General features: G+C 62.8%; 20 protein-coding genes, 1 tRNA gene and 1 pseudogene. 10 read left to right on the top strand and 12 right to left on the bottom strand.

Annotated features, from left to right (window positions below; all coding sequences use genetic code 11):
* Nucleotides 1-35: 35 nt before the first annotated feature.
* The 3 genes from C7402_RS22065 to C7402_RS22055 form a co-directional block, all read right to left on the bottom strand.
* On the bottom strand, nucleotides 36-2,249 hold the full coding sequence (locus C7402_RS22065) for a penicillin-binding protein 1A (protein ID WP_116612187.1): 2,214 nt from the start codon (nucleotides 2,247-2,249) through the stop codon (nucleotides 36-38).
* 163 nt (nucleotides 2,250-2,412) lie between these two features.
* Nucleotides 2,413-2,691: a hypothetical protein gene (locus C7402_RS22060; RefSeq protein ID WP_112171622.1), complete on the bottom strand. Its 279-nt coding sequence runs from the start codon at nucleotides 2,689-2,691 to the stop codon at nucleotides 2,413-2,415.
* Nucleotides 2,692-2,959: 268 nt separating this feature from the next.
* The gene (locus tag C7402_RS22055; RefSeq protein ID WP_116612100.1) at nucleotides 2,960-3,196 is read right to left on the bottom strand and encodes an Arm DNA-binding domain-containing protein; all 237 of its coding nucleotides are present in this window, start codon (nucleotides 3,194-3,196) and stop codon (nucleotides 2,960-2,962) included.
* A 168-nt stretch (nucleotides 3,197-3,364) separates the two neighbouring features.
* Here C7402_RS22055 and C7402_RS47435 point away from each other — a divergent pair, with 168 nt between their 5' ends.
* On the top strand, nucleotides 3,365-4,096 hold the full coding sequence (locus tag C7402_RS47435) for a DNA-methyltransferase (protein WP_208948969.1): 732 nt from the start codon (nucleotides 3,365-3,367) through the stop codon (nucleotides 4,094-4,096).
* Nucleotides 4,097-4,110: 14 nt separating this feature from the next.
* Here C7402_RS47435 and C7402_RS22045 read toward each other — a convergent pair whose 3' ends face one another.
* From C7402_RS22045 to C7402_RS22025, 6 genes and pseudogenes are all read right to left on the bottom strand, one after another.
* Complete coding sequence (locus C7402_RS22045; protein ID WP_208948968.1) at nucleotides 4,111-4,605, bottom strand: lysozyme inhibitor LprI family protein; 495 nt, start codon at nucleotides 4,603-4,605, stop codon at nucleotides 4,111-4,113.
* Between the two features lie 51 nt (nucleotides 4,606-4,656).
* Nucleotides 4,657-5,391: an Imm52 family immunity protein gene (locus C7402_RS22040; RefSeq protein ID WP_116612097.1), complete on the bottom strand. Its 735-nt coding sequence runs from the start codon at nucleotides 5,389-5,391 to the stop codon at nucleotides 4,657-4,659.
* A gap of 7 nt (nucleotides 5,392-5,398) precedes the next feature.
* Nucleotides 5,399-6,010: a restriction endonuclease fold toxin 5 domain-containing protein gene (locus C7402_RS22035; RefSeq protein WP_116612096.1), complete on the bottom strand. Its 612-nt coding sequence runs from the start codon at nucleotides 6,008-6,010 to the stop codon at nucleotides 5,399-5,401.
* Entirely contained in the window at nucleotides 6,010-6,357 is a 348-nt protein-coding gene (locus C7402_RS46350) for a hypothetical protein (RefSeq protein WP_133254523.1), read from the bottom strand. The genes C7402_RS22035 and C7402_RS46350 overlap by 1 nt, the downstream gene beginning before the upstream one ends.
* On the bottom strand, nucleotides 6,341-6,847 hold the full coding sequence (locus C7402_RS22030) for a DUF4123 domain-containing protein (protein WP_165841951.1): 507 nt from the start codon (nucleotides 6,845-6,847) through the stop codon (nucleotides 6,341-6,343). The genes C7402_RS46350 and C7402_RS22030 overlap by 17 nt, the downstream gene beginning before the upstream one ends.
* Before the next feature lie 58 nt (nucleotides 6,848-6,905).
* Nucleotides 6,906-9,239 (bottom strand): annotated as a pseudogene (locus tag C7402_RS22025) (type VI secretion system Vgr family protein).
* A gap of 359 nt (nucleotides 9,240-9,598) precedes the next feature.
* Here C7402_RS22025 and C7402_RS22020 point away from each other — a divergent pair.
* On the top strand, nucleotides 9,599-10,018 hold the full coding sequence (locus C7402_RS22020; protein WP_116612094.1) for a hypothetical protein: 420 nt from the start codon (nucleotides 9,599-9,601) through the stop codon (nucleotides 10,016-10,018).
* A 55-nt stretch (nucleotides 10,019-10,073) separates the two neighbouring features.
* Nucleotides 10,074-10,277, top strand: coding sequence for a hypothetical protein (locus C7402_RS22015; protein ID WP_165841940.1), 204 nt, complete (start codon nucleotides 10,074-10,076; stop codon nucleotides 10,275-10,277).
* Between the two features lie 188 nt (nucleotides 10,278-10,465).
* Here C7402_RS22015 and C7402_RS22010 read toward each other — a convergent pair.
* A tRNA-Met gene (locus tag C7402_RS22010) sits at nucleotides 10,466-10,542 on the bottom strand.
* Nucleotides 10,543-11,064: 522 nt separating this feature from the next.
* On the opposite strand from C7402_RS22010, the gene C7402_RS22005 reads away from it, so the two are divergent.
* Complete coding sequence (locus tag C7402_RS22005) at nucleotides 11,065-12,189, top strand: hypothetical protein (RefSeq protein WP_116612092.1); 1,125 nt, start codon at nucleotides 11,065-11,067, stop codon at nucleotides 12,187-12,189.
* A gap of 91 nt (nucleotides 12,190-12,280) precedes the next feature.
* Entirely contained in the window at nucleotides 12,281-13,291 is a 1,011-nt protein-coding gene (locus tag C7402_RS22000) for an alpha/beta hydrolase family protein (protein ID WP_116612091.1), read from the top strand.
* Nucleotides 13,292-13,328: 37 nt separating this feature from the next.
* On the opposite strand, the gene C7402_RS21995 is transcribed toward C7402_RS22000, so the two are convergent.
* Nucleotides 13,329-14,456 carry an aromatic ring-hydroxylating dioxygenase subunit alpha gene (locus C7402_RS21995; RefSeq protein WP_116612090.1) on the bottom strand — a complete coding sequence of 376 codons (1,128 nt, stop codon included), beginning with the start codon at nucleotides 14,454-14,456 and terminating at the stop codon, nucleotides 13,329-13,331.
* 414 nt (nucleotides 14,457-14,870) lie between these two features.
* Between C7402_RS21995 and C7402_RS21990 the strand changes: the two genes are divergently transcribed.
* Nucleotides 14,871-15,662, top strand: coding sequence for a cysteine hydrolase family protein (locus C7402_RS21990; RefSeq protein ID WP_112171840.1), 792 nt, complete (start codon nucleotides 14,871-14,873; stop codon nucleotides 15,660-15,662).
* A 75-nt stretch (nucleotides 15,663-15,737) separates the two neighbouring features.
* Nucleotides 15,738-16,298 (top strand): helix-turn-helix domain-containing protein, encoded by a 561-nt coding sequence (locus tag C7402_RS21985; protein WP_112171630.1) that lies wholly within the window; start codon nucleotides 15,738-15,740, stop codon nucleotides 16,296-16,298.
* Nucleotides 16,299-16,363: 65 nt separating this feature from the next.
* Here the strand turns inward: C7402_RS21985 and C7402_RS21980 are convergent, their stop codons facing one another.
* Complete coding sequence (locus C7402_RS21980; RefSeq protein ID WP_112171631.1) at nucleotides 16,364-17,047, bottom strand: MgtC/SapB family protein; 684 nt, start codon at nucleotides 17,045-17,047, stop codon at nucleotides 16,364-16,366.
* A gap of 234 nt (nucleotides 17,048-17,281) precedes the next feature.
* Between C7402_RS21980 and C7402_RS21975 the strand changes: the two genes are divergently transcribed.
* Genes C7402_RS21975 through C7402_RS21965 form a run of 3 tightly spaced genes read left to right on the top strand, consistent with a single transcriptional unit; the run spans nucleotide 17,282 to nucleotide 22,917 of the window.
* Nucleotides 17,282-17,701 (top strand): PGDYG domain-containing protein, encoded by a 420-nt coding sequence (locus tag C7402_RS21975; protein WP_116612089.1) that lies wholly within the window; start codon nucleotides 17,282-17,284, stop codon nucleotides 17,699-17,701.
* Between the two features lie 53 nt (nucleotides 17,702-17,754).
* Complete coding sequence (locus C7402_RS21970; RefSeq protein ID WP_116612088.1) at nucleotides 17,755-19,638, top strand: hypothetical protein; 1,884 nt, start codon at nucleotides 17,755-17,757, stop codon at nucleotides 19,636-19,638.
* A gap of 57 nt (nucleotides 19,639-19,695) precedes the next feature.
* Nucleotides 19,696-22,917 (top strand): DUF4062 domain-containing protein, encoded by a 3,222-nt coding sequence (locus C7402_RS21965; RefSeq protein ID WP_116612087.1) that lies wholly within the window; start codon nucleotides 19,696-19,698, stop codon nucleotides 22,915-22,917.
* Nucleotides 22,918-22,924: the final 7 nt, after the last annotated feature.

Genomic DNA, 22,924 nt, shown 5'->3' with positions numbered 1-22,924 from the left:
ATCACGGGTCTGCCAGCCGGTGCCTCGCAAGCGCCCTAGAAGTTCCAGAAGAGGAAATGGTGGCGCTTGTGCGCACGAGGTGCGCGCGGCGTAACCCTCCCTGGGGCCAACTGCTCGTGTGCGTCGATAACCCGGGCACGCAGCGCCATGTCATAGAAGGCGCCGACCACCGGCAAGGCGCTGTGCGCACCTTCACCCCAGTAGTCGTTGCGTAGCGTCACGCGCGCGTCGTCGAATCCCACCCATGCACCGGCAACCAGTTGGGGGTGAATCAGGATGAACCAGCTATCGGTGCTGTCCTGCGTGGTGCCCGTCTTGCCGGCCACGTCGGCGTGAATCCCGAAGCGTGTGCGGATGTCGCTGCCCGTGCCGCGGTCGACGACATCGCGCATCGCGTCGACCAGCTTCAGTGCCGCACCGGCCGGCAGCGCCTGCTCCGGTCGTGCAGCGGGAAAATCGGCGAGCACGTTGCCGTCGCGATCCTCGATGCTTGTCACCATGCGCGGCTCGACATAGGCGCCGCGGTCGGCGATCGTGCAATACGCCGAGACCATCTCCCTGAGCGTGACCGGGCTCGTGCCCAGCGCGAGCGACGGCACCGGGTCGAGCGGGCTCTCGCGCACACCCATCGCACGCGCGAGTGCGGCGACCTTCGCTGGCCCCTCGCGTTGCATGAGCTGGGCAGTGACGCGGTTACGTGAAAAAGCCAGGGCGTCACGCAGCGACATCGGCCGGCCGGTCGGCGGCTCCGCGTCGGTCGGCTTCCATACCGCATTGCCCTTCAACGGGATCGCGACGTTGCGATCGACGATCGTGTCGCCCGGCTGCGCGCCATCCGCGAAGGCGGCGCCATAGACGAACGCCTTGAACGTGGAACCCGGTTGCCGTCGTGCTTGCTGAACATGATCGAACGGCTCGTCGTGAAAGTCGGGGCTGCCGACCCATGCCTTGATGTCTCCGTTGCGCGGATCCATGGCGACGAATCCGGCCTGAATCTGCGTCTTGCTGTGGCAGAGGCCATCGACAAACGACGCGTCCATTGCCAGCTTCCTGATGGTGGCCTGATCCGATAGTCCGGTATCCCGTGCGCTCCGGTACTCCGCCGTTTGCCTGATGAACGACTGGAACAGCGCGTTGCCCGGCCAGCAGCCCGTGCGCGTGTTCCACGCGCCGTTGGCGATCGACTGCAACTGGCCGGTCTGCCACGCAACCGCCTGCGTCGCCATTGCCTGAAGCCGGGAGTCGATGGTGGTGCGCACAACGAGCCCGTCGGAATAGATGTTGTAGCCGTTTCGATCCGCCCACGCGGTCAGCCACCTGCGCAACTGGGCCGAGAAGTGTGGAGCTGAGCCAACGGCCTCGGCCTGGGGCTCAAAGTTGACGTTGAGCGGCTGGCGCATGAGCCACGCGTAGGCACCCGGCGGGAGTTTGCCGAACTTCACCATTTGCTGGAGCACCGTGTTGCGGCGCTCCAGCGCGCGATCCGGATTGAGCACCGGGTTATAAGCGCTGTTCGCTTTCAGCATGCCCACGAGCGTTGCACTCTCGAGGACATTCAGCTTCGCGGCGGGCTTGCCAAAGTACGTGCGGGCAGCCATCTCCACGCCGTACGCGTTGTACAGAAAGGGCACCGTGTTCAGGTACGTCTCCAGAATCTGGTCCTTGCTGTACACGGATTCGATCTTGAGGGCGGTGATGGCTTCCTTGAGCTTGCGCGTCAGCGTGGGCGCGCGGCCGATTTCATCCGGATACAGGTTGCGTGCGAGCTGCTGCGTGATCGTGGAGCCGCCCTGGCGACTGCTCGTGAACGTATGAAGCGCGGCCCCCGCAACGCGCTGGAGGTCAATGCCGTGATGCTGGTAGAACCGGTGATCCTCGGTCGCAATCAGCGCGTCCACCACATGCGGAGAAATCTGGTCGAGCGTGACCCACTCGCGATTGACCGGCTTGAACTCGGCGAGCACCTTGCCATCGGAGGAAAGAATCAGCGCGGGACGGTCGACGCGGGCCTTGCGGATGTCACCCAGGCGCGGCGTGAACGGCACCAGCGCCAGCGTGTAGGCCAGCACAAACAACGGCAAGGCGGCGAGCGCCAGAAGGATGCCGCGACGCGTCGGATGGCGCATGCCGTGCAGCGTCGCGCGGACAAGGCGGCGTGACTGCGCGCCGGCGGAGGCGGCGAGCGAGCGCCCACGGTTCACCCAGCGTGCGCAGAGTTCACGAAATAGCGACACATACGGGTGGTTCACAGTGGCGGCGCAATGGACGAAAGGCGGGATCGTACCAAAGCGCAGGCGCGGTTCCGGCGGCAAAACGGGCCGATGCGCCTGCCGCTAACAGATCATTACACTTGTTTCGATTCTCAGAGGTCGCGCGCCGTGTGCGCGGACTGCCGCAGAGGCGCGGGTGCGATCAGCACTCGCCTTTCTTGGCGTGGCCGGGCGGGCAATGCCAACCCTTGCCGTGATGATGGTGCTTTTCCCAGTCGTCACGTTCCCAGTAGCGGTGGCCATCCCAGTAGCGGTCGCCATGCCAGCCCGGCGTAACGACGATGGCGGCAGGAGGGGGCGGCGCGACCACGACAGGGCCGCCCACGTTGATGCCGACATTGACGTCGGCGGCGTGTACTGCGCCAGACAGGGCGATGGCAGCGGCTACGAGTGCCCACTGTGCGAGTGCTTGTTTCTTCATGGAACGGTCCTCCAGATTTCAACGCGTGCCGGATCGAATTTCGCTGGACAACAAAAAACCCACGCTACGGTGGGTTCTTTGGCACGACGGCTTCTTGCAGGATTTGCAGGAAGCCTGACTGGGTGTTGGTTGCGGGGGTAGGATTTGAACCTGCGACCTTCGGGTTATGAGGGCGAATTTTCAGTGCCACCCAGTCCCACTCAGTGCCAAATCGTTTGATTTTAAGCCATTTCCGGTTCTGTTGTGTCTCTCTCAATGTCACCCGGTATCACCCGGTATCGCCCTTGCGGTCGATAATCTCGCTTTCGCGGCGGGCCGCGTCGCGCGCTTCGCCCGGCTGCATGGCGGGGTAATATCCGATCGTGCGGCGGCCCTGGGTGCCGTCTGGTTTCGTCCAGCGGTACGTGTACGACTTCGCGCCCGTGGGCGTCACCTTGATGCCAAAGCCGCGCAATTCCGTATCCTGGAACGCCTGGTATTCGCCCGTCGCGCGCAGCGCATCCATGAATTTCCGGTCAATCTACGAAGCGCACTGAGCTAACCAGGGCGGTGCGCGGCGTGCCGACTCTGCGCCGCTACCTCGAAGACAACTACGCGAGCATGCGCAGGAATCGCAGACGTGAGCGCGCCCGTTGTCATCGGCCCCGCGACGCTCTACAACGCGGACGCGCTCGTGGTGCTGCCAGCACTCGCGGGACTTGACGCGCTCTTGTGCGATCCGCCGTATTCCAGCGGCGGACAGTTTCGCTCAGACCGCGTACAGGACACGCGGAAAAAATACGTCCGGTCGGGCTCATCAAGTGCAGAGCTACCCGATTTTAGCGGCGATAACCGCGATCAACGCGGCTTCTCGTATTGGGCCGCGCTATGGTTGGCGGCAGCGCTGCGTGCGTGCAGACCCGGTGCCGTGGGCATGTTCTTTACGGACTGGCGGCAACTGTCCGCGTCAATCGATTACATGCAGGCCGGGGGCTGGGTATGGCGCGGCGTTGTGCCGTGGTGCAAGCCCGATGCACGCCCGCAACTCGGACGTTTTACCGCGCAATGCGAATACGTCATATGGGGCACGGCGGGCGCGATGCCTGGCGATCCAATGGCCGCAACGATACCGGGCTTTTACGAATGCAGCGCACCGCGCGAGCGCGTACACGTCACGCAAAAGCCGCTTGCGTTAGTGCGCGAGCTATTGCGGATCGTGCCGCCTGGTGGGGCCGTGCTGGATTGCTTCATGGGTTCGGGCTCTACCGGCGTAGCGTGCTTGCAGACCGGGAGGCGCGTCGTTGGTATCGAACTGTACCCCGTGCATTTCGAAAGCGCTTGCGACCGCATCAACGATGCGCACCGCCAGGGTGCGCTATTCGAGCATGCCGACACGGCGCAGGAACAGGCGCGGTTGACCCTTTGAGGGTAGGTCACGCGTCAATCGAAAAACTGTCCAAGCTCCTTTGTGCGAGCCTTGGTCATGGATGACATGCAGATAAAAAATCGAATGTACTTTTCCGACCCTTCGCCCATATAGTAGGCCGCGCTATAGCAGTAGTTATCGCGGTACTGGACCCACGCGGCTTGTGCTTCCAGGAAAGACGGCAGTGCTACAGGTTCATCTTCCGGCTTCGCATCAGTTTCATCGTTCTTTCTGATTTTCGCAGTAAGCTCCGTAATCTTCCGCTTCAACGTCGCCGTCGCGCGTTCGAATTCCCTGAGTTCACATTCCTCCAGGTCTTCGGTTGACGCGTGTTCCGCTGTAGGACATAGGTGTGCAACTTCTGCGGGGCTACGGCCGTGGAAGTAAGCGGCGGACGGCTTGAAATCGTGATAGTCGAATGGCCCCGAATAGCGTGTTTTTCCCGATGCGCAAACCGTTACAGCAAGCAAAGTGCAGACGTTGCGATAGTTCGTTTCATGTTCTCTCAATGAAAAGCCCCGCCGAAGCGGGGCATGTGTCTCGGTCAGTGAAACCAACGATCAAAGGTCAACGAAGCGCGGCAACAGGTCCTGGTCTGCAAGGCGGATTTCAATATCGTTCGCGACCTTGACGTGGGCCCGGTTGTTCACGTCGAACACTTCATCCGTCACGCTAACAATGATCGTGCCTTGCTGCTGGCCGTCGCGCATTAGCGGAATCAGGGCGCGCGCCTCAGGCAACTGGGCGGCTGAGAGAGCGTGCGGCAGGTAGAGCATCCAGCTAACGCCGGGACGATCTTCAAACACTTTTTCCTTGAAATAATAATACGGACCAAATGTGATGTAGAACGAGCCATAAATCTCTACAACTTGAGCGATAACATCTGCAACTGATTTGTAGTCGCCAAGACGGGAATCTCGATTTTCACCTCCCTCGCTCAGAGAGATATCAAGTGATTTTGGGAAAACCTCTCCGCCATCGACCTCCACTGTTATTGATGCTCCAACTCGATCCGATTTAAATCCATTCCATATTCCAATTGATTTTGGATCATCTTTGTTTTTTCTTGAATACTCTTTTGATAGCGCATCTACGGCGGCTGATGATGGATCTTTGTCATCATAGGCTCGATACTGAAGTGCTTCCTGTTCGCTCTCGCCCTGTAGATACCATTCGCCCAACGTCCGATCCTTATTTTCCAATAGATCTATGATTGGCCGCAGGCGGCTCAAGTGAAACTGCCAATCTGCATTAGGCAGATCGGTGCGATCACGATGTTGCTCTGACAGATTCATTATTTCCTCACGGCTGAAGAACGGAAGAAACGCCAAACCTTTGCAGTGTTGGCAACATATATTCTCTCGTTTTTGATATCTGAAAATACCACATCAATTTAGCGGGCGGATTGCTGCGTACGATTGTTCCTTGTTTCTTAATTTGTTCGGCCATGTTTGTAAATCCCTTAAAGAAATCAAACGGCTTCCCATTTGCACCGATAAATTGATCGTAGTTTCCCTTGGCTTCCTGCAAGAGGCATTGGGAAGCCTGAAATCCATCAAAGTCTGTGCCAAGCCAAGCCCACTCCATATTCCAACCCTGGCCGGTTTCCGTGCCTTTTCCGTCCGTTACTATCTCGTACTCAAACCCGGTAATGCGGGCTTGGTAGCGTCGCGGTTCGGGGTTCATGTTGTGGTTCCGCTGTACCTTTTCGCCGCCCTTCTCGGGCGGGCACTTGCACGGCCGTTCGCGCTCGCGGCTCCGGTCACGCGGTAGTGAGTCTAATCCACCGCCTGCGCCACTGCCGCCCATCGGACCCGCAGAAGGGCCGGGAACCGGCGAAGGCAGCGGTACAGGCATGGTCTGGAGAAGCGAGTTGGCTGCGCTTGCAAGCGTGCCGGGGAATGGAATACCCATCAGTGAACCTCCTTTTGTTCCTGTTTCTTTTTGCGCGTGACCTGCAACAGCATTTCGAAACGCTGTTCGCCTGGCACGCCTGGTTTGTCCAGCCATGCTGCAATGGCCGGAAGCAGGTAAAAGCCGGGAGTGGTGGCTTCCAGATAAAGGAAATCCACGGTCGGTCCGTCGTGGGTGAATCCAAGCTCTTTCGTTCGCGCATAGGCCTCGTTTAGTCGGACGCCCAATTTCCGTTGATCGGCAAGCCAGGGATAGGCTCGCACAATATCCTCGCGCACGGCCGCCACATAGTTACGATCTTCATACGCCTTCAGGATGGCCCATTGCTGTTCAGTTAGACGTTTCATGGTCGGTGACGTGGCGTCGTTGTCCTTCGTAGAGGTATTGCCATTCGAATGCGGTCCTGAAAAGCTCGCGGTCGTCCGGGGTCTGATACGCGTCGTTCAGCGCGTGAATAATCCTGGGGTCCCAAAAGCGCAGCAGTGCATAGCTCCCGTCCGGTAGACTGACCTTCAGGTGCGGGCGCAACTTTTCTGCTTGCGCCTCGATGCCATGCGAAGTAATTAGCCAGATCACGCCGGGGCGGGCCTGTTCGAGTTCGCCCAGGTCCGCGAGATGCCCGCGTGATTTGTTCGGGTCAACCAGCCACGGCCCCGCGTGCGCAAGCGCAATGTCTTTCGTGCCCGCGAACAGCGAGACCGTCATATCGTCTTCGGGGGTAAGTTGCTGGCCGGTGTGCTGCTGATACTGGATGCCGTCTACAAGCGCCAGGACGTGGCCGCCGTAGTGGCGTTTCCGGTATTGCCGGAGTTGTTCATTGACTGAACCGGGTATCACAAGCGCTCCTCGTGTACGGAATAAGAGCGGCGCGGAGTATCGCGCCGGGAAAACATCATCAGCGCTCCAGCGACATTGCGCCTTGTTCGGCCGCATGGATCATGCATTCGAGACAGATGGACGGCTGCGGGAGTATTTCCCACGGCGTGACGCCATACATTGACGCCTTGCCCTGCTTTTGCACAGTGATGTTCTTGAGGAACAGGTCGCCGGGGCCGCCGAGCGTAATGCTGCCGTCCTTGATCTACACGAACGCGCCGCCGCACTCCAAGATGATTTCCTTCGCCGCCGAAATCTTTAGCTTCCCGTTGACGCTCGCGGCGCTCACGTCCTTGTCCGCCGTGAATGACATCGGGCCGTCCTGGGCTTGGACTTCGACCGGACCTTGGGACGCGAAAATCTTGATGCCAAGTTTCTGTGCGAACAGCGATATCTTCTCGCCCGCTGCAACCGTGAAGCGTTTCAGCACGCTCCAGTCCGCGCTTTTGCCCGCCACGGCGTTGATGTTGTCCTGGGCCGCTAACTGGATGCCCTGGCCTGTGACTAGTGCCGCCGATGCGGGCGTGCTCATCAGCAGCCCCGGTTTCTTCAGGCCGTCCAGATCGTCCTTCATCTGCTGCTGCGCGTCGGTGTCGGCGGGTTCGGCCTTCGCGCTGCTGGCGGACGCGGCAAGCGCTTTCGCGGTCGCCAGCGCGCTTTCCAGTTGCGCAATGGTTTCCTGCATGTCCAGTTGCTTGCCGGTCGCGCCAGGGCGGTCGTAAGCCGTCAGCATCAGCCCCTTGCCCGCGCGATTGACCCCGTAACCCGATGTGCGCTGCTCGAAGCCTTCGCCCCGGTATTCCAGTTTGTTGTTAACCAGGTAGCCAAGGTTTAATTGCGACTTGCCCGAGTGCTCCGTGTTGAGCTTGACGCCCTCCTGGCCCGCCCAGTCCTCCATGCGCAGCTTGTTGTTCTTCTGCGTGCGGATCGTGTTGCGCGAGAGCCAGCGCCTGTCACTCGTGATGAGGTCGCGCGACTGCGAATGATGATGAAACGCAATAATTTCCGGTTTATCAGGGTCGCCATCTCGAAAAGAAATCACCGCTTCATCGTTGTCCAGCGCAACAAAGTGGAAGCCCGTTTGCAGCTTGCCCGCGAAGGGCTTGGCGAGTCGCAGGGGTACGCTCTCGCCCCCTTTGGGCCATGTTGCGAAGTCCACATCGAAGCGGACAACGTAATAGCCGGAGGCATTCAGGTAGGCATAGGTGTACTTGTCCGGGCTGCAAATCCGGGCGCTCAGTGTGCCGCCGATTTTTGCCCAGGTTTCCGGCTTCAGTTCCAGACGGAAACGGCGGTCAGCAGGAATGGCCCGGAACGTATTTGAATACGCCGCGTCACACGCACCGCTGTGCGTGGCCTCGATGATGACCATGCCTTTGGGCGCATCGGGCAGCACGATATCCGTTTCGAGTACGGTGGCGCACTGCAAGGCAAGCACGTTGCCCGCGCCTTCGTACACAACCTGGCGGGCGATGGCCGCTTCGTGTCTGAGTTGCGCTTCCCACTGCGCCCCGTCCGCGTCGAGGTGGTTCGTGCCGTAGATATACGGCTGGCCGTAGGTGGTCGGGTCCTCGGGCGCGACGGTCGCCGAGGCGCGATAACGTTCCCACGCTGCGTCCGGGTTGTACTCGGCCACCATGAATGATTGCGGCACTGTGACGGTATGCGTCTTGATCGCCGTGACGGCTTCCACGCCGCCCGCTTCGAGTCCCGCCGCTTCACGGTACGGCACAACGCGTTGCGGTTCGTCGTAAATGTAATGGTCGATGTCATCGCCGAAAACCACCTGGTCGCCGTACTCCGTCTCCACGATATAACTGTAGATGCCGGCCTTCTGCATCAGCATCTGTGCATAGGCCATATCCGTCATGCGGTGCTGCATGCGGAACAGGTGTTCGCGGTACTTGCGGCGCAGCCGGAAGCGGAACTGATGGCCTCTCAGGCCGTGACGGCGCAGGATGGCTGCAAGAATGTCCGGCGTGCTCCGGTGCTGGTAGTTGCCGGTGTTCATGACGGCTTCGAGTCGCCCGAAATGCGACTTGAGCACCATCTGGTACTTCGTGAAATCCTTCGTCGTTTGAACGTTCGAGAAGCGCTCTATAAAGCCAGAAAAGCGTCTTACGGTCCCGTCGTCGGCCTTGATGCTGAACACCGCGTCACGGCTCAGGAAGTCGGCGCGCAATAGCTGCTCCGGGTGGGTCAGTTCGATATGGACGATGTTGGGTTCGCCCATCTTCTCGGTGGCCGTGAACGACACGACCGAGAGCGCTGCTGCGGCCTCAGTTCCTGGCACGTCCAAGTAGTACGCCTGGCGACCCGTGACGGTATGCCCCAAGGGATTAAACTCTGCCATTCGTTTTCCCTTTCGAATCGATTGTTCGTGTAGCTAGTTGCGTCCGGGAGTGGCATGCATCGTTCACGATCTGATGCTTATCCGATCACGGAGCATCGGCCCGGCAGCGATCAGGTAGACTTTCGCCAGGAGCAGACAGAGATACGCCATTTGATTAAGTGCAGACATAAGACGCTTCTGAATTGGGGGAACTAACATCTGTTGCGCAGTGCGGACTCATTCAGGTTTGACATTCGCCAAATGCTGGCTAATATGCCGATTAATTCATATCGTCTGAATTTGCCCCGAATATCTGAGAGCCCGCGCAATGCGGGCTTTTTCGTTTCTGCGCGGCACAAATCCCCCCGCAAAGGCTCACCATGCGCGACCTCTATTCGAGCTACGCCGCCGCACTGCGCGACGCGCTACGCCACGCCGTCGAGCGCGGCGGCATGTCTTCGCTCGGCGTGCTGCATCAGGGCGTACCGTCAGCCTCAACGCTCACCGGCACAGATGCGACCGGACAGGCCGCGCGCATCCGTCGCCAGTTCGATCGCCTTGCACCCGCGCCGCGTGCGCTGCTTGTCATCGCCTACGCGCCGCGCTCGCTTAAATGCGCATGCGGTACGCGGTGCTGCGCGGGGAGTTATCCCAATCCCGAATGGGCCGAAGCGATGCGCGTCGTGCTCGCACACGTCGCGCCACTACTCGCGGGGCACGGGCCTAACGACAAGCTGCGCGCCGCGATCATTGCCAACGCGCTCACGCGCACGAAGGAAACGACCGTTGCCGCCGTTTGAGACTCCGACTTATCGCGAGCTACGGCGAATCTGGACGGCACACCCGAACGAAGACGTGCGACGCCTCGCGCTCGAAGTGCAGACCGGGCGGCACGCGCTCTACGAACTCGAAGCACTCACGGCGGGGGAGCTTTGGTATCTGGACAAAAAGAGCGCGACGATTGATGACGCGCGTAAAGCGCTCGCGCGCATCCGCCGCCGCTTGATGCAGGAAAAGCACCGCATCGGGCCGCTCACGGGCGAAGGGGGGAAGCGATAGGGGAAGGGTTCGGCGCAGGGGGGCGCTGGATCAACGGACAACAAAAAACCCGCTCGGGGCGGGTTTAGTTTTTTCGGCAAATCTGCATAAAATCCGCAGGACTTGCCCTCAGTTTGCCCTAACAGCGAATTCAGGGCAGTTCAAACGGATACACAAACTGGCTAGAAGCCTTGCTGCCCTTGCTGCTTTGGTTGCGGGGGTAGGATTTGAACCTACGACCTTCGGGTTATGAGCCCGACGAGCTGCCAGACTGCTCCACCCCGCGGCGCGTAGTGTACTCGCACTAATGAGGTGCGTCAACTACCGATGCGCGCGGGCTACGTGAAACGCATCGGTGTTCGTTGTTCGGCATATAGTTAGGAAGCCTGATTATTTGAGGGATTGGCGCGGTAACAGGGGCAATATTGATGCGTTAGCCGGCGCGCCACCACAGATGCGTGCTATCTCCTGATGGCGTGAGGCCAGCAACCGGCAGTCTCTCACCCGGACGCGTGCGCGAAAAAAGGCACAGGCACGTCTCCCGTGCAGTCCAGTCACCATCCCTCTGCAAGCGCATACATACTCTGGTTAGCGTTCTGCAATCCTCATGCCATGCGAGCAGGATTGGGAGTTTCACGTCATGAACATGCCTGCGTCACGAACTTTTCGCACACACGTGGCTGTCGCGACCTAGAGTTCGAGCGACGCCGCAGCGAACACAACAGGGAAAAGACGGTCCGGGCACGCGCGATGCACTCCTCGCCAGGACGGGGTGAGAGCGCCTCGTTGAATGGCGACGGAGGCTGGCATGAAGCAGACAGTGATAGGCGTATTCGACAGCTATGCGCAGGCGTATTCGGCGAAACTCGCACTGGGTGGCGCAGGCATACCGCAAGCGGATATTGCGATCTATTCAACGAGCGCCGATGCTCCGGTCGAAAAGGGGCCACGTGTCTACGCGCCGGGTAGCGGGGAGGTGCGCCATCACAAGGCGATGTTCGACCGGCTCGAGCAATTGTTCGCCCGGCTCTTCAAGACGGGAAAGTATCCGCCGGAAGTCGACGACTACAGGCAGTTCGTCCGCCGTGGCGGGACGATTGTCAGCGCTGATGTTTCCGAGCCGCAGGTCGACATGACGCTCGATCTGATGCGCCGGGCCGGTGCCGCGGATATTGGGGAACGCGCCGACGAATGGCGCAACCGACCCGTGGACGCCAAAGCTCCTGCGCCGGAATTACATCGGCAGGACGCGACTTCGCGTGACGGTGCCCATCAACACGAGTCGTCGACCCAACCGCACGACGAGGCGCGCGAAACCGCCATGCCTCGCAGCGCGCCCGCGGCAACGAATGCGCCCATGGCGCCCACCGGCGATGCGTCTCCCGGTGCTGACGCCGGGTTGCACGGCAAAGCCGCGGCTCCGAAGGGCCCGAAAGCGGTTGACAAGATGCAGCAGGGACCGACGCGCACGGAGTGGCACGGATCGAGTCCATGGGGCCATCCTGTGTCGCGAGAGCCGGGGGCGCCTGAGGCCGGCGCCGCGCGAGCCTCCCAGAATGAAAATCTGAAGTCGAGCGCAGCGCACCCGGCCGCGGGCAACGCGAGTGCGGCAAAGGCTGACCCTGCGTCGGCAACGGGCTACGCGGGGGACCCGAATCTGGAAACGCTGTCGTCCAAGGACGCCGCCTACGAAAGTCAATTGCGCAAGGACTATGAGGCCCACTACGCCAACACGGGCGCGACCTATGACGAGTATCGCCGGGCCTTCACGCACGGCGCCACGCTCGGGCAGGACGAGCGGTATCGCGGGTCGGACTGGACGAGGGCTGAGTCGAGCGTTCGCGAAACCTGGGAGTCGCGCTACCCGGAAAGCCGGTGGGAGCGTTTCAAGGCCGCCGTGCGAAACGGTTGGGAACGCGTCAGGGGCAACTGAGCGGATCGGTTGACGACGCGCCCTGGTCATCGAAGGTGCAAGGCGTTCTGATATCCTTCGCGTCTCACACTGCTTGCCCAGGAGTCGTGACATGCGTTGGATCGCGATCGTTGTACTGGCAATCGTATGGACTTGTTCCGCGCGGGCAGAACCGGCCGCTTTTAACGCAGGGGTCATGCGTCTCACGGTGCCGGATGGGGCGGCTCCTTTCGAAACGGTAGTTTTTTACCCCACGCGTGAGCGCGAGGTTCCATGGCAAGCAGGTCCGTTTACGATCGAGGCGACGCGCGATGCTTTGCCGGTACCGGACAACCGCTTCCCCGTTGTGCTGATTTCACACGGACGCGGCGGCGGCCCCCTCAGCCACCGCGAATTGGCCACGGCGCTCGCTCATGCCGGATTCATCGTCGTCTTGCCGACGCACGTGGGGGACGCCTCAGGGCATCCCCGGGCCGCGTCTCAAGCCCAGATCCTGATTGATCGTCCGCGACAGGCGCAAGCCGCGCTCAACGCTGTTCTCGCCGATGCACGGTTTTCGGCGCGCGTCGACGCCGGGCGAATGGGCTTGATCGGGTACTCGGCCGGTGGCTACACCGCGCTGATTCTGGCGGGCGCGAAACCCGACTTTGCGGGCGCGAGTGCGTACTGCGCGAGTCATGACGATCCGGGATCGTGTCCGTCTTCGGCAACCGGCAGCGGTCCACACGGCGCGCAAGGCAGCGCGGCCGTGCCCGCTGAACTCGTTGCCTGGCAGCCGCCCGTTGATCACCGCGTCAAGGCCCTGGTGCTGATGGATCCGCTGGCCATGATGTTCGGAGCCTCGGGCTTGTCCGCTGTGCACGTTCCGGCGATGCTCTATCGACCGCAGGATGACAGCTACCTGGGTGCCGCGAGAAACGCGCTTGCCGTTGCGGCGAATTTGCCTGGCCCACCGGCGGTGCATGTCGTGCCGGGCAACCACTTCGTCTTCATCGATCCGTGTCCGCCGTCGGTCGCGGCCAGTGCGGCGCTGATTTGCCAGGATGCGCCCGGGATCGATCGGGTGGAGATTCATCGCCAGATGGACCACGAGGTCGTGGATTTCCTGCGCGCGCATCTATGACTCACCCGAGCTTGATCCATCGGCGGGGCTCGCGGCCCTAAGGTTTGTCCTGGCTGTTTGTTCGCGCGGTGAGCGCCGCATCGAGCGCCCAGGTTTTCACTTCGTGGCGCGCGGGGCAGGCGATTACATTTACGCTGCGCCGGGCTTCTCCCGTGCCGTCGGCCTGGTTTGCCGGGGCGGCTAGCCAGCCGCGCTGTTCCAGCGCCTGCACACGCTGGCGGAACGCAATCTGCAAGGCGTCCGATTTCACCGATACTTCGTTATGCCAACCTTGTGGCACGCATTCCGGGCGAATCCGGCGCAGCACCGCGTGGTCTTCGGCGAAGATGCGCAGGTTGCGCCGGCGAAAGCGCGCGTCGAGCAGCGGGCTTCGCAGGAAGGTGCGGCCCATCATCCAGACGGTGCGCGTGTGGAGCGCATCGACCGGGACATGCGCCGACGCGATAAAAATTTGCCAGCCGTTGCCGAGGGTGAGTTCCAGCGTGGCGCACGGGCCGCTCAGATGAAAACCCGTGCGCGTGACAACATCGACGTGTTCGCCGCTGGGCGTGCGCCGGAACACGCCCTTGCGCACGGGCCGCCGCATGACGAGCTTCGCTTGCGCGCTCCAGTCGTCTTGCGCTTCGACGTCGAACGTATCGATGTCGGGCCGATCCGGGGCGCCGAACGACGTCCCGTGCACGAATGGCGCGTGCGCGAAATCGAGTCCGTTCTCGACGATGCGCTCCCAGTTGGCCGCCCACTCGAACGTCCCGTATATCACGCGCACACCGGGATCGTCGGCCCACGACAAATCGGGCAGCGGTGGGCGCGCCTCCTCGGGTAGATCGCCGAGAAACGCCCAGACCCACCCGTGTCGTTCGACTACCGGATAGCCGTCCACGCGGGCGCGCGCCGGAATGCGCGCCTGCGGCTGCGCCGGAATGTGCACGCAGACGCCGTCGCCGCCATAGCGCCAGCCGTGATAGGGGCACTGCACGGTGCCGTCCACGCGCCGCCCCGCGGACAGCGATGCGCCGCGGTGCACGCAGATGTCGGAGAGCAGGCGGGCGTGCCCCGCGTTGTCGCGCAACGCCACGAAGCGATGGCCGAGTACGGTGACGGGCAGCAGCGCGTCGCGCAGATCGGCCGACGCGGCTACGACATACCACAGGTTCTTGAGCATGAAGATCGGGGCATGTTGAAACTGTCATGCAGTGTAGAGGAGTGTGTGGCGCTGTTGCAGAAGCCGTGCAAGCCGCGCAGCACACGTGAGAACTGTCCTCACTGAGCCCATCCAGCCGCTCCTCGCAGTGGATATATCCGTGGCGCTGGATTTTCCATTCAATGCACGGGATTTCGCGTCACGTTGGTGCGCGGGTCGGCAGCCACGGTGCATGGGAAACGTGGATGACCGGCGATGCGACGCCCACGCGCGTAATGCGCTTCTTCTATCAGGCCCGGACTGGCATGCCGCGAACGACAGTCGTATCACTATATTGATACATGATATTCTTATAGTGGCACACCTCTTGCGATTGAGCTATGGCCAGTGCATCGATTTGCACCGGCGTACATTTCAAACTTCAAGAGGATTGTGATGGCGGATTTCTTTGCGACACGACGTAAAACCCTGCAAGGACTGGCACTCGGTGCAGCGGCGCTGTCCGGCGCAACGTCGGCACGGGCAGCCGACACCAGCAGCAAGACGATTGGCGGCATTCATGCCATTCCAGAGATGGCGCCGCAATGGAGGGAACTCGATCTCGCTGAGATTCTGTCCCGTCCCGCTGCCTATTGTTCCGTTAGCCAGACGAAGTCCGTCTACGATCCGGGCGGCTTGCAATCCGGCGAGGGCCACAGGCAACGCGGCAGTCTGGAAGCCACCATCAAGGTCGTGCAGGCTGCCCGGAAGAAAAAGAATTTCGTGTCTTTTAACTGGATCGGCTACGAGCTTTTCCGTCAATCCTATCCGCAGAACGACTTCGATCATGCGCAATTTGGAACATGGACGAAAGGCATTAACTGGACGAAGGAGCAGCAGGCCCGGGATAACGAACTCGTAGGTGAACTGCGTGCGCTGGTGCGTCCCGGCGATAACGAATTCAACGAACGCGCCTTGCAGTCGGCGTGGATCGGCACGGCCATGCCACTTGAACTGACACGGAAGCGGGTTCAGGTGATTGTCCTCACCGGAATCCACCTCGACTGGTGCATAGAAGGGAACACACGGATAGCGCGAGATAATGGCTATCTTCCTATCGTCATTGGCGACGCATGTGGTTGCCAGAAGCCGGAACAGGAGCCCGCAGCGATGGAGCGAATCAACAATTTCTTCGCGCCCGTCATTTCGGCCGATACATTTGTGAGCTACCTGAATAAAGCCACCTAAAGCGAAACGGCCATGACGACGACTGACCCGGTTTCATGGCCGTCCTGACGATTCAAGTAACCATTATGATGAACGATGACAGAAGAGATTGATCGCCGCATTGGCGCGCGGATACGGATTGAACGGGAAGCCCGTGGATGGTCGCTTTCGGAACTGGCTGAGCGAGCCTCGGTGTCACGCGGGATGATCTTCAAGGTCGAGCGGGGCGACAGCAGCCCGACAGCAACCCTGCTCGGAAAATTGTCTGGCGCGTTCGGCTTGAGCATGTCAACGTTGATCGCGCGCGCTGAGGTCAGCAAGGGAAAACTCTTGCGCAAAGCCGACCAGCCTCTCTGGGTCGACCCCGACACAGGCTATGTGCGTCGGCACGTTTCGCCGAACTCTGATCTCCCGCTCGACCTGATACACATCACCTTGCCTGCTCGCGAAAGCGTTGCCATGCCGGCATCCGCCTATGCCTTTCTACGTCAACTCATCTGGGTGCTGGAAGGGGAACTTGTGTTCAGCGAAGGAGAAGCAAGACACGTCATGAGTGAGGGCGATTGCCTCGAACTCGGGCCGCCCACTGATTGCCTCTTCAAAAACGAAAGTGACCGCACGTGCGTCTACGCTGTTGCCGTGCTGACGGGTAGCTGACCCGCGCTTCACATCTCGCTCTCATCGAGGTCGGACGGATCAGCCGACCGCTCATGGTGATGCGTTCATTCTTGAATACTCCAGCGCACGGCTGAGACATACGGCGCCAAGGCCAGTTCGCCCACCAGCGTTTCCAGCGCACCGGCCTGCCTCTCCAGGCCAAGCACGACAGCATTGACTTCGGATTTTCCGCCGCCCTTGAGGCCGTGACTTTCGAGACTTTGCAACGCGAGGCCCTGCTCATTCAACTTGAGCAGAAGTGCGGAGCGAACCAGTGCTTCCTGCTGACCGTCGACCACGATCTCCACCTCGAAGAGGCACTGAACGACGGTCTCCGCAGGCGCGACCCGATAGACCCATCGGGCCAGATACGGCAGCGACAAGTTGCAGAAGACGATCATCATCGTAGAGAGCACGGCGCCCCCCAGAAGCCCGCATCCCGCCATGACGCCTACCGCACCTGTGCACCAGACGGTAGCGGCTGTGCTGAGCCCCCGGATGCTCACGCCATCACGCATGATGACGCCTGCACCCAGAAACCCTATCCCCGTTACGACTTGTGCAGCCATGCGCACCACATGTTCCTGCGCACCCAGCAGGAACGGCAGCGCTGCGAAGGTGGCGGCACCGATTGCCACCAGCGCATGCGTCACGACACCTGTGAAACGTTGACGCCACTGACGCTCGAAACCGATTACCGCACCCAGCAAGAACGCGGTGAATATGTGCACGGCCATCACGTAGTACATGACTGACTCGCTTGGCAAGGGTAAAGCCCGTCGTGGATAAGCGCCTGGATGGCGCGAAGGCAGAGGGTGGCTTCGCCGGACCCGGAAATGATAGCGTGTGCCGCTGTTATCGAGAGGCTGGCCGTCTATGACCATCTACGGCAGCGAATTGGCAAATCCCGCCATCCCACCCGTCACACGACGCACAATCGAAACACGCTAAGATTATCTTTTCGATTCCGCATGGGAGCGCGAATGGCGACGGCTTCACACGACATGGATCGCTACGCGAAGCGGCGCGATCCCGTCGACGTCGAGATCGCCGCTCATGACGGCGTGCTGACGACGCTCGAAGGCCCGGTCTCCTATCGCGCCGGCGACGCGCTGCTCACGGGGGTGCGAGGCGAGCGCTGGCCGGTCGCGCGGCAACGCTTCGAGCGGACCTATGAGCCCGTACCGCCCACGCAGGCGGGGCAGTCGGGCCGCTATGCGCGTTTGCCCAACGAAGTGCGGGCGCGCCAGATGCCCGAGGCGTTCAGCGTCGCGACGAGTAGCGGCGACACCTTGCAAGGGCAGCCCGGGGACTGGCTGCTCGAATACGGCCCCGGCGACTGGGGCATTGTGGCGAACGATATTTTTGCGCAGACATACGTGCGCATTCAGGATCCGGATTAAAGCGCGCCGCGACAATGCGCGGCGCATAACGACAATAACCTGACCAACTATCCATGCAAGCAAGCTACCGGCAAGCGCATGTTCCGGCAGTATTCGGGGTTGCCGTCGCCGCGCAGGCGACGAATTCATTCGTGGAAGACCTGCTCGGCGCACTGGAACCGTCCTTCACGCATACGGACTGGATCGTCGTCGTCGCGAACGGCACGGACTGCGTGCACGTCCTCGCCCGCAATGCCGCGGGCACGCTGGTGGAGCGCGAGCGCGTCGATCCGCGCGCGAGCCTGCCGCCCGACGAAGACATCGCGCCGGACGTCGCCAGCGCCACCTACCTGCTGCGCAGTTGCGCCGTGGTGTTCGTGGCGACGGGCGCCGCCGCGCCTCCCGGCACGTTACGCAAGGCGCTCGACGATCATGCGGGTGCGCTGCCGCTCAATACGCCGAACGCCGGCAACCAGGTCTCGGTATTCAGCCTGCCCGAACCGGCGCCGATCGTGCGCGTGCCCGACGATCTGCCCTTGCCGCGCTTGAGCGCCGACGCCGCGCGCGCCATCGACGGCTTGCGCGCGCGCCCCGCACGCGTGGCGGCGAGCCTGCTGTATGGCGAGCGGGAGGTGAAGGCGCCCAAACACGATCCCGCGCTTGCGTTGTTCCGCACGCGGGAAGTGCTGCGCCAGTGGGCGAGTATCGAAGAATTCAATCGCGACGCGCGCGCGGCGGAGGCCGAACATGGCGCGCGCGGCGCGGTCCCGGACGGTTCACCGCTCGGCGAGCGCGCCAAGGCGCTGGGCAGCCTCGGCGTCACGCCCGAGCCGCGCCCGGATCTCGCGGCGATGAACCGCGCCTTCGTGGCGGCCGACCAGCTCTCGGGCGAACGGCAACGCGAATGGAGCCGCTTGCGGCTGACCGAGGTGAAGGCGCTCGCGGGCGGATTCGCGAGCGCATGGCCGCGCATGCTCTCGCTCTTCGTGCTGGCCATTGTGGCGGCCTTCTCGCTTGCGGTCGCCTCCGAGTTTGCCGAGACGTCGCCGTTTCCGCATGGCCTGCTGCCCGAGTCGCTCGAGCGGCTGCCGGGCTCGCTCTTTTTCATTGCGTACGCATCGATCCTGCTGTTCGGGCTGGGGCGTTTGATCCTTCACCGCGCCCGTCGCATCGAGGGCCGCCACCAGGATTACCGCTTGCTGGCAGAGGGCCTGCGCATCCAGTTCTTCTGGTCCGCCACGGCGCCTTATGGTTCGGAGGCGAGCGGCGCGATGCGCTCCTATGTGGCCGACCACATTCCGCTCGCGCGGCGCAGTGCGATGTTCTGGGTGCGCGCCGCCTTGCATGCGATCCGCTTTTCGGCTGCGCCCGCCCGCGGCCTCTACGCCGACGCGCCGCAGCGTGCGCAGGCCGAGTGGGATTCGATCGCCAAATCGCTGATCGAGCATCAGCTCCACTACGGCGAGAACACCTTGCTCACGCGCCGCCGCGCTGCCCTGCGCAGGCTGCACATCTGGTCCCGCGTTTGCCTCGTGACCTTCCTGCTGTGCCTGGGCGTCCTGCTCGCACGCGCGGTGGTGCAGGTGGTGGAATCGTTGCACGGCGGCCTCTTGCCCGAGGCCATCGTCCAGTTGTTCGAGCATCCGACGGCGGGGCACTGGTTTGTGGTCGGCATGGTGGTGTCGCTCGTGATCAGCCTTTCGGCGGGCGAAGCCGCGGAGGGCTTCGGGCTCGAAGCCGAGATTCGCCGCGGCGAGGCGACCAATGCCATGCTGCTGTCGGCGCAATGCCACTGGGGCGCGACGAAGGAGGCCGCGGCGGCCGACCCGCGCGGCCTCGCGCGCGCCGTCAAACAGCGCGAAAAGCTGCTGTTCGACCTGGGCCGCCTGATGATCGACGACTACACCGAGTGGTTCCACATCCATCGCGAACGTCCGGCGCAGCCAATCCACGGCTGACGAACGCGGCGTACGGTTTTCCCCCTCTTTTACAACGACTGGAACGGAGTACAGGCGATGCGCGCAGATTCCCCGGAGCTTTGGCAACTCAGTACGGCGGAACCGGAGCCGCCGGTCGATCACGACGACCTGCGGCTCTCGCCCGATTCGATCGAGATCGATCGCGACGAGCACACGGCGCTGATGCTGCTGCGCGAGCGCCACGGCGAGTCGACGTGGGTGCTCCAGCAGCCGGATGGGCGGCGCGAGCCTTTCACCGAGAACGAGGCGCGCTTCGCCATTCCGTCCTATACGCAGCAGCGCGAGATCCGGGTGTTCCTCTCGTCGACGTTTCAGGACATGCAGGCCGAGCGCAGCTATCTGGTAAAGGTGGTGTTTCCGCGGCTCAAGCGCCTCGCGTCGTCGCATGGCATCGTGCTCAGCGAAATCGACTTGCGTTGGGGCGTGTCGCTCGAAGAGGTCGAGCGCGGCGAGACGGTGGCGATCTGCCTGGACGAGATCGACCGCTGCCGCGCGTGCCCGCCGTTTTTCATCGGCCTGCTGGGCGAACGCTATGGCTGGACGCCGGAGCCGGCGGCGCTCGCCGCGCTCGATAACGCCATGGCCAGCCGCGCCGGCGGCGGCGCCAGCGAAGGGATTCGCCAGCGCGCGCGCAGCGAAGCCCTGAGCGTGACCGAGATGGAGATCCGCTACGGCGTGCTCGACACGCCGCAAATGCAGCCGCACGCGTTTTTCTACCTGCGCTCGCCCGCGCTGTCGAAGCAACTCGCCAGCGCGGTGGCGGGCAGCGCCGGGCACGACGCCTGGTTCGACGAAGCCCACGCGGCGCGCCAGCACGCGCTCAAGGACGCGCTGCGCGAGCGCGGGCTCGTGCGCATGGACGGCTATCGCTCGGTGGTGGAAATGGGCGACGACATCGAGCGGGCCGTTTCGGCGGCCATCGTCCGCCTCGCGCGGCAACTCTCGGCGGTGGCGCGATTCACCCAGGGGCCGATGCCGCGTGGCTGGGAAGTGAACGAGAAGCTCACGGAGGCGATCCGGGCGCAGACCTTCTACATCGAGCGCAACGCTCCCGTGTTTCAGGCGGTCGATGCCTGGGCGGACCGCGACAACCCCGATTGCATCCGGGTGATCGTGACGGGGCCCGCCGGCAGCGGCAAGGCGACGGCGGCCGACAGCCTCGTGGTCTCCGCTCGCGTGCGCTGGCTGGCCGCCCTGGAAATCGCCTTGCACTGCCGCACCGGCGTAGCCGTCAACGCCGACGACGCGTTCGATTACCTGCGCACGATGATGAGTTCGGAGGGCCTGCTACAGCCGTGGCAAGGCGCGGCGCGCGTGGGGCTCGTGCAGGCCCTCGCGGCGATCGAGCGGCCCGTCATCCTGACGGTGACCGACATCGAGCTGCTCGATAACTGGCAGGACCTGATCGAGATGCTGGGCGCCAACCGGAATCCGAAGGTGGCGGTCATCCTGACGACCAGCCAGGCGGATCTGGACATGCCCCCCGCGATGTTCCAGGTGACGGCGCTGCGCGAACTCGACCCGGACGAGCGCCGGGGCTTCGTGCGTGACTATCTGGCGCGCTTTCGCAAGTCGCTCGATGCGGCGTTGCTGGAGCGCGTCGTCGCGATGCCGCTGGCGGGCTCGCCTTATTTCCTGCAACTGCTGATGGACGAACTGCGCCGCGGCGCCGTGTTCGAAACGCTGGACGCGGCCATCGACGCTTACGCGAACCTGCGCACGCTGGATGACGCCTTCGAGCGTTCGCTGGCGGGCTGGGTGAGCGACATGGCGTCCGACGCGCCGGGCCTCGCGCGCTGGCGTAGCGCGCTCGAAGCGCTGGCGGTGGCGTACCACGGCGTGCCGAATGACTTCTTCGTTTCGGAGCATGGCGCGGCGCTCAGCCCGCTCCAGTGGACGGCGTGGCAGGGCCGCGCCGAAACGGCGCTGCTCGACGTGGGGGGCGCTTCGCGCTTGCGCGACAAGACATTGCGCCACAGCCTCCTGCGCTACTGCTTCGGCGCCGAGACGGACGCCGCGCCCGCACTCGCGGCTCAGGCGGCGGCACGGCGCCGCTTCGCGGCCTGGCTGGGCGCGGGGCGCGGGCTCGATGACGTAACCGGCTTGCTGGAGCGCATGGACCAGTTGCTCTGGCTGAGCGCCCACGACGACAACCCCGACGACCTGGCCGCGTTGCAGGCGACGCTGGCGATCCCTGAGAACGCCGTCGCGCTAATGGCGTACGGCACCGGACGACTGATGGCGGGCTGTCGCCAGCTCCTGGCCCGCAATGGTTCGCTGACTCCCCTGGCGGATGCAGCCCTTGCGGCGAAGAACGTGGCTTGCCTCGAATACGTCTGCCGCACCTACACGGAACTCGGAAAACCTCAGGATACCGAAGCGCTTGCGCGGCGCGTGCTCGCCGAGGTCGAGCCTGCCGATGCCGCGACATTCGAATTCTTCGTGGGCAACGGGTTGTTCTTGCAGGATCGATGGGACGAGGTGCTCGCGTATATCGAGCCGGGCTTGCGAAAATGGGTGGCCGCGCCGAGCGGCACGCCGCCGCGCACGCTTGGGGTGCTGGCCGCGATGATCATCGACGGCCATGCGCCGCTCGAACCGTGGACTCACGCGATCAATGCAGGCGTTGCCGCCGTGCTGGCCATGGAGCCCACTCAGTCGCCCGATTTCCAGGTTGCCATGCTATCGAGCGTGCTTCCGATCGTCGCGAACCTGCAAGACGCGGAATTGACCCGCTCCCTGGCCATGCGCGCGCTGTCGCTCTCTTATGGCATGCCGAACCCCGGCGGCCCGAGAATGCGCTGCGCGGTCGGTCCTTACGCTGTTGACGCGCTGCGCATGCTCGGACGTTACGACGAGGCGGTCACCATTGGCGGCAGCGTGCTGATGACGGACGCCGGGGATCTGCCGGCGCTCGAACATGCACGGGCACAGTGCGCGCGGTGTCTCGGCCACACGTTCGTGGAGATGCAACGGTTTGGCGACGCGGTGGAGTTGCTCGAATATGCCCTGGAGGCCGAGCCGATCGACGAGACCGATTACGTGCCGAAGATCGTGGGCACGGGCCTGCTGGCTGTCTGCATGTTCCATCTGGGCGACGAGGCGCGCGCGCAGGGCTACGTCGATGCGTTTGCCGCCTGGTATCCGCACGCGTTGGGCGCCGGCATGGCCATGAAAGGGATGGTGAAGGCGCATCTGGAACACCTTGGGCGCGCGGACGCCGTCAATCGGCTGGAGGCGATGTGTCCCGCCGTGTGATCGACTT

Origin of the sequence: Paraburkholderia unamae (genome assembly GCF_003096875.1) — a bacterium.
Classification (GTDB): domain Bacteria; phylum Pseudomonadota; class Gammaproteobacteria; order Burkholderiales; family Burkholderiaceae; genus Paraburkholderia; species Paraburkholderia unamae.
Note: the sequence above shows the minus strand (reverse complement) of the source record. Positions and strands in the feature narration are given on the sequence as shown.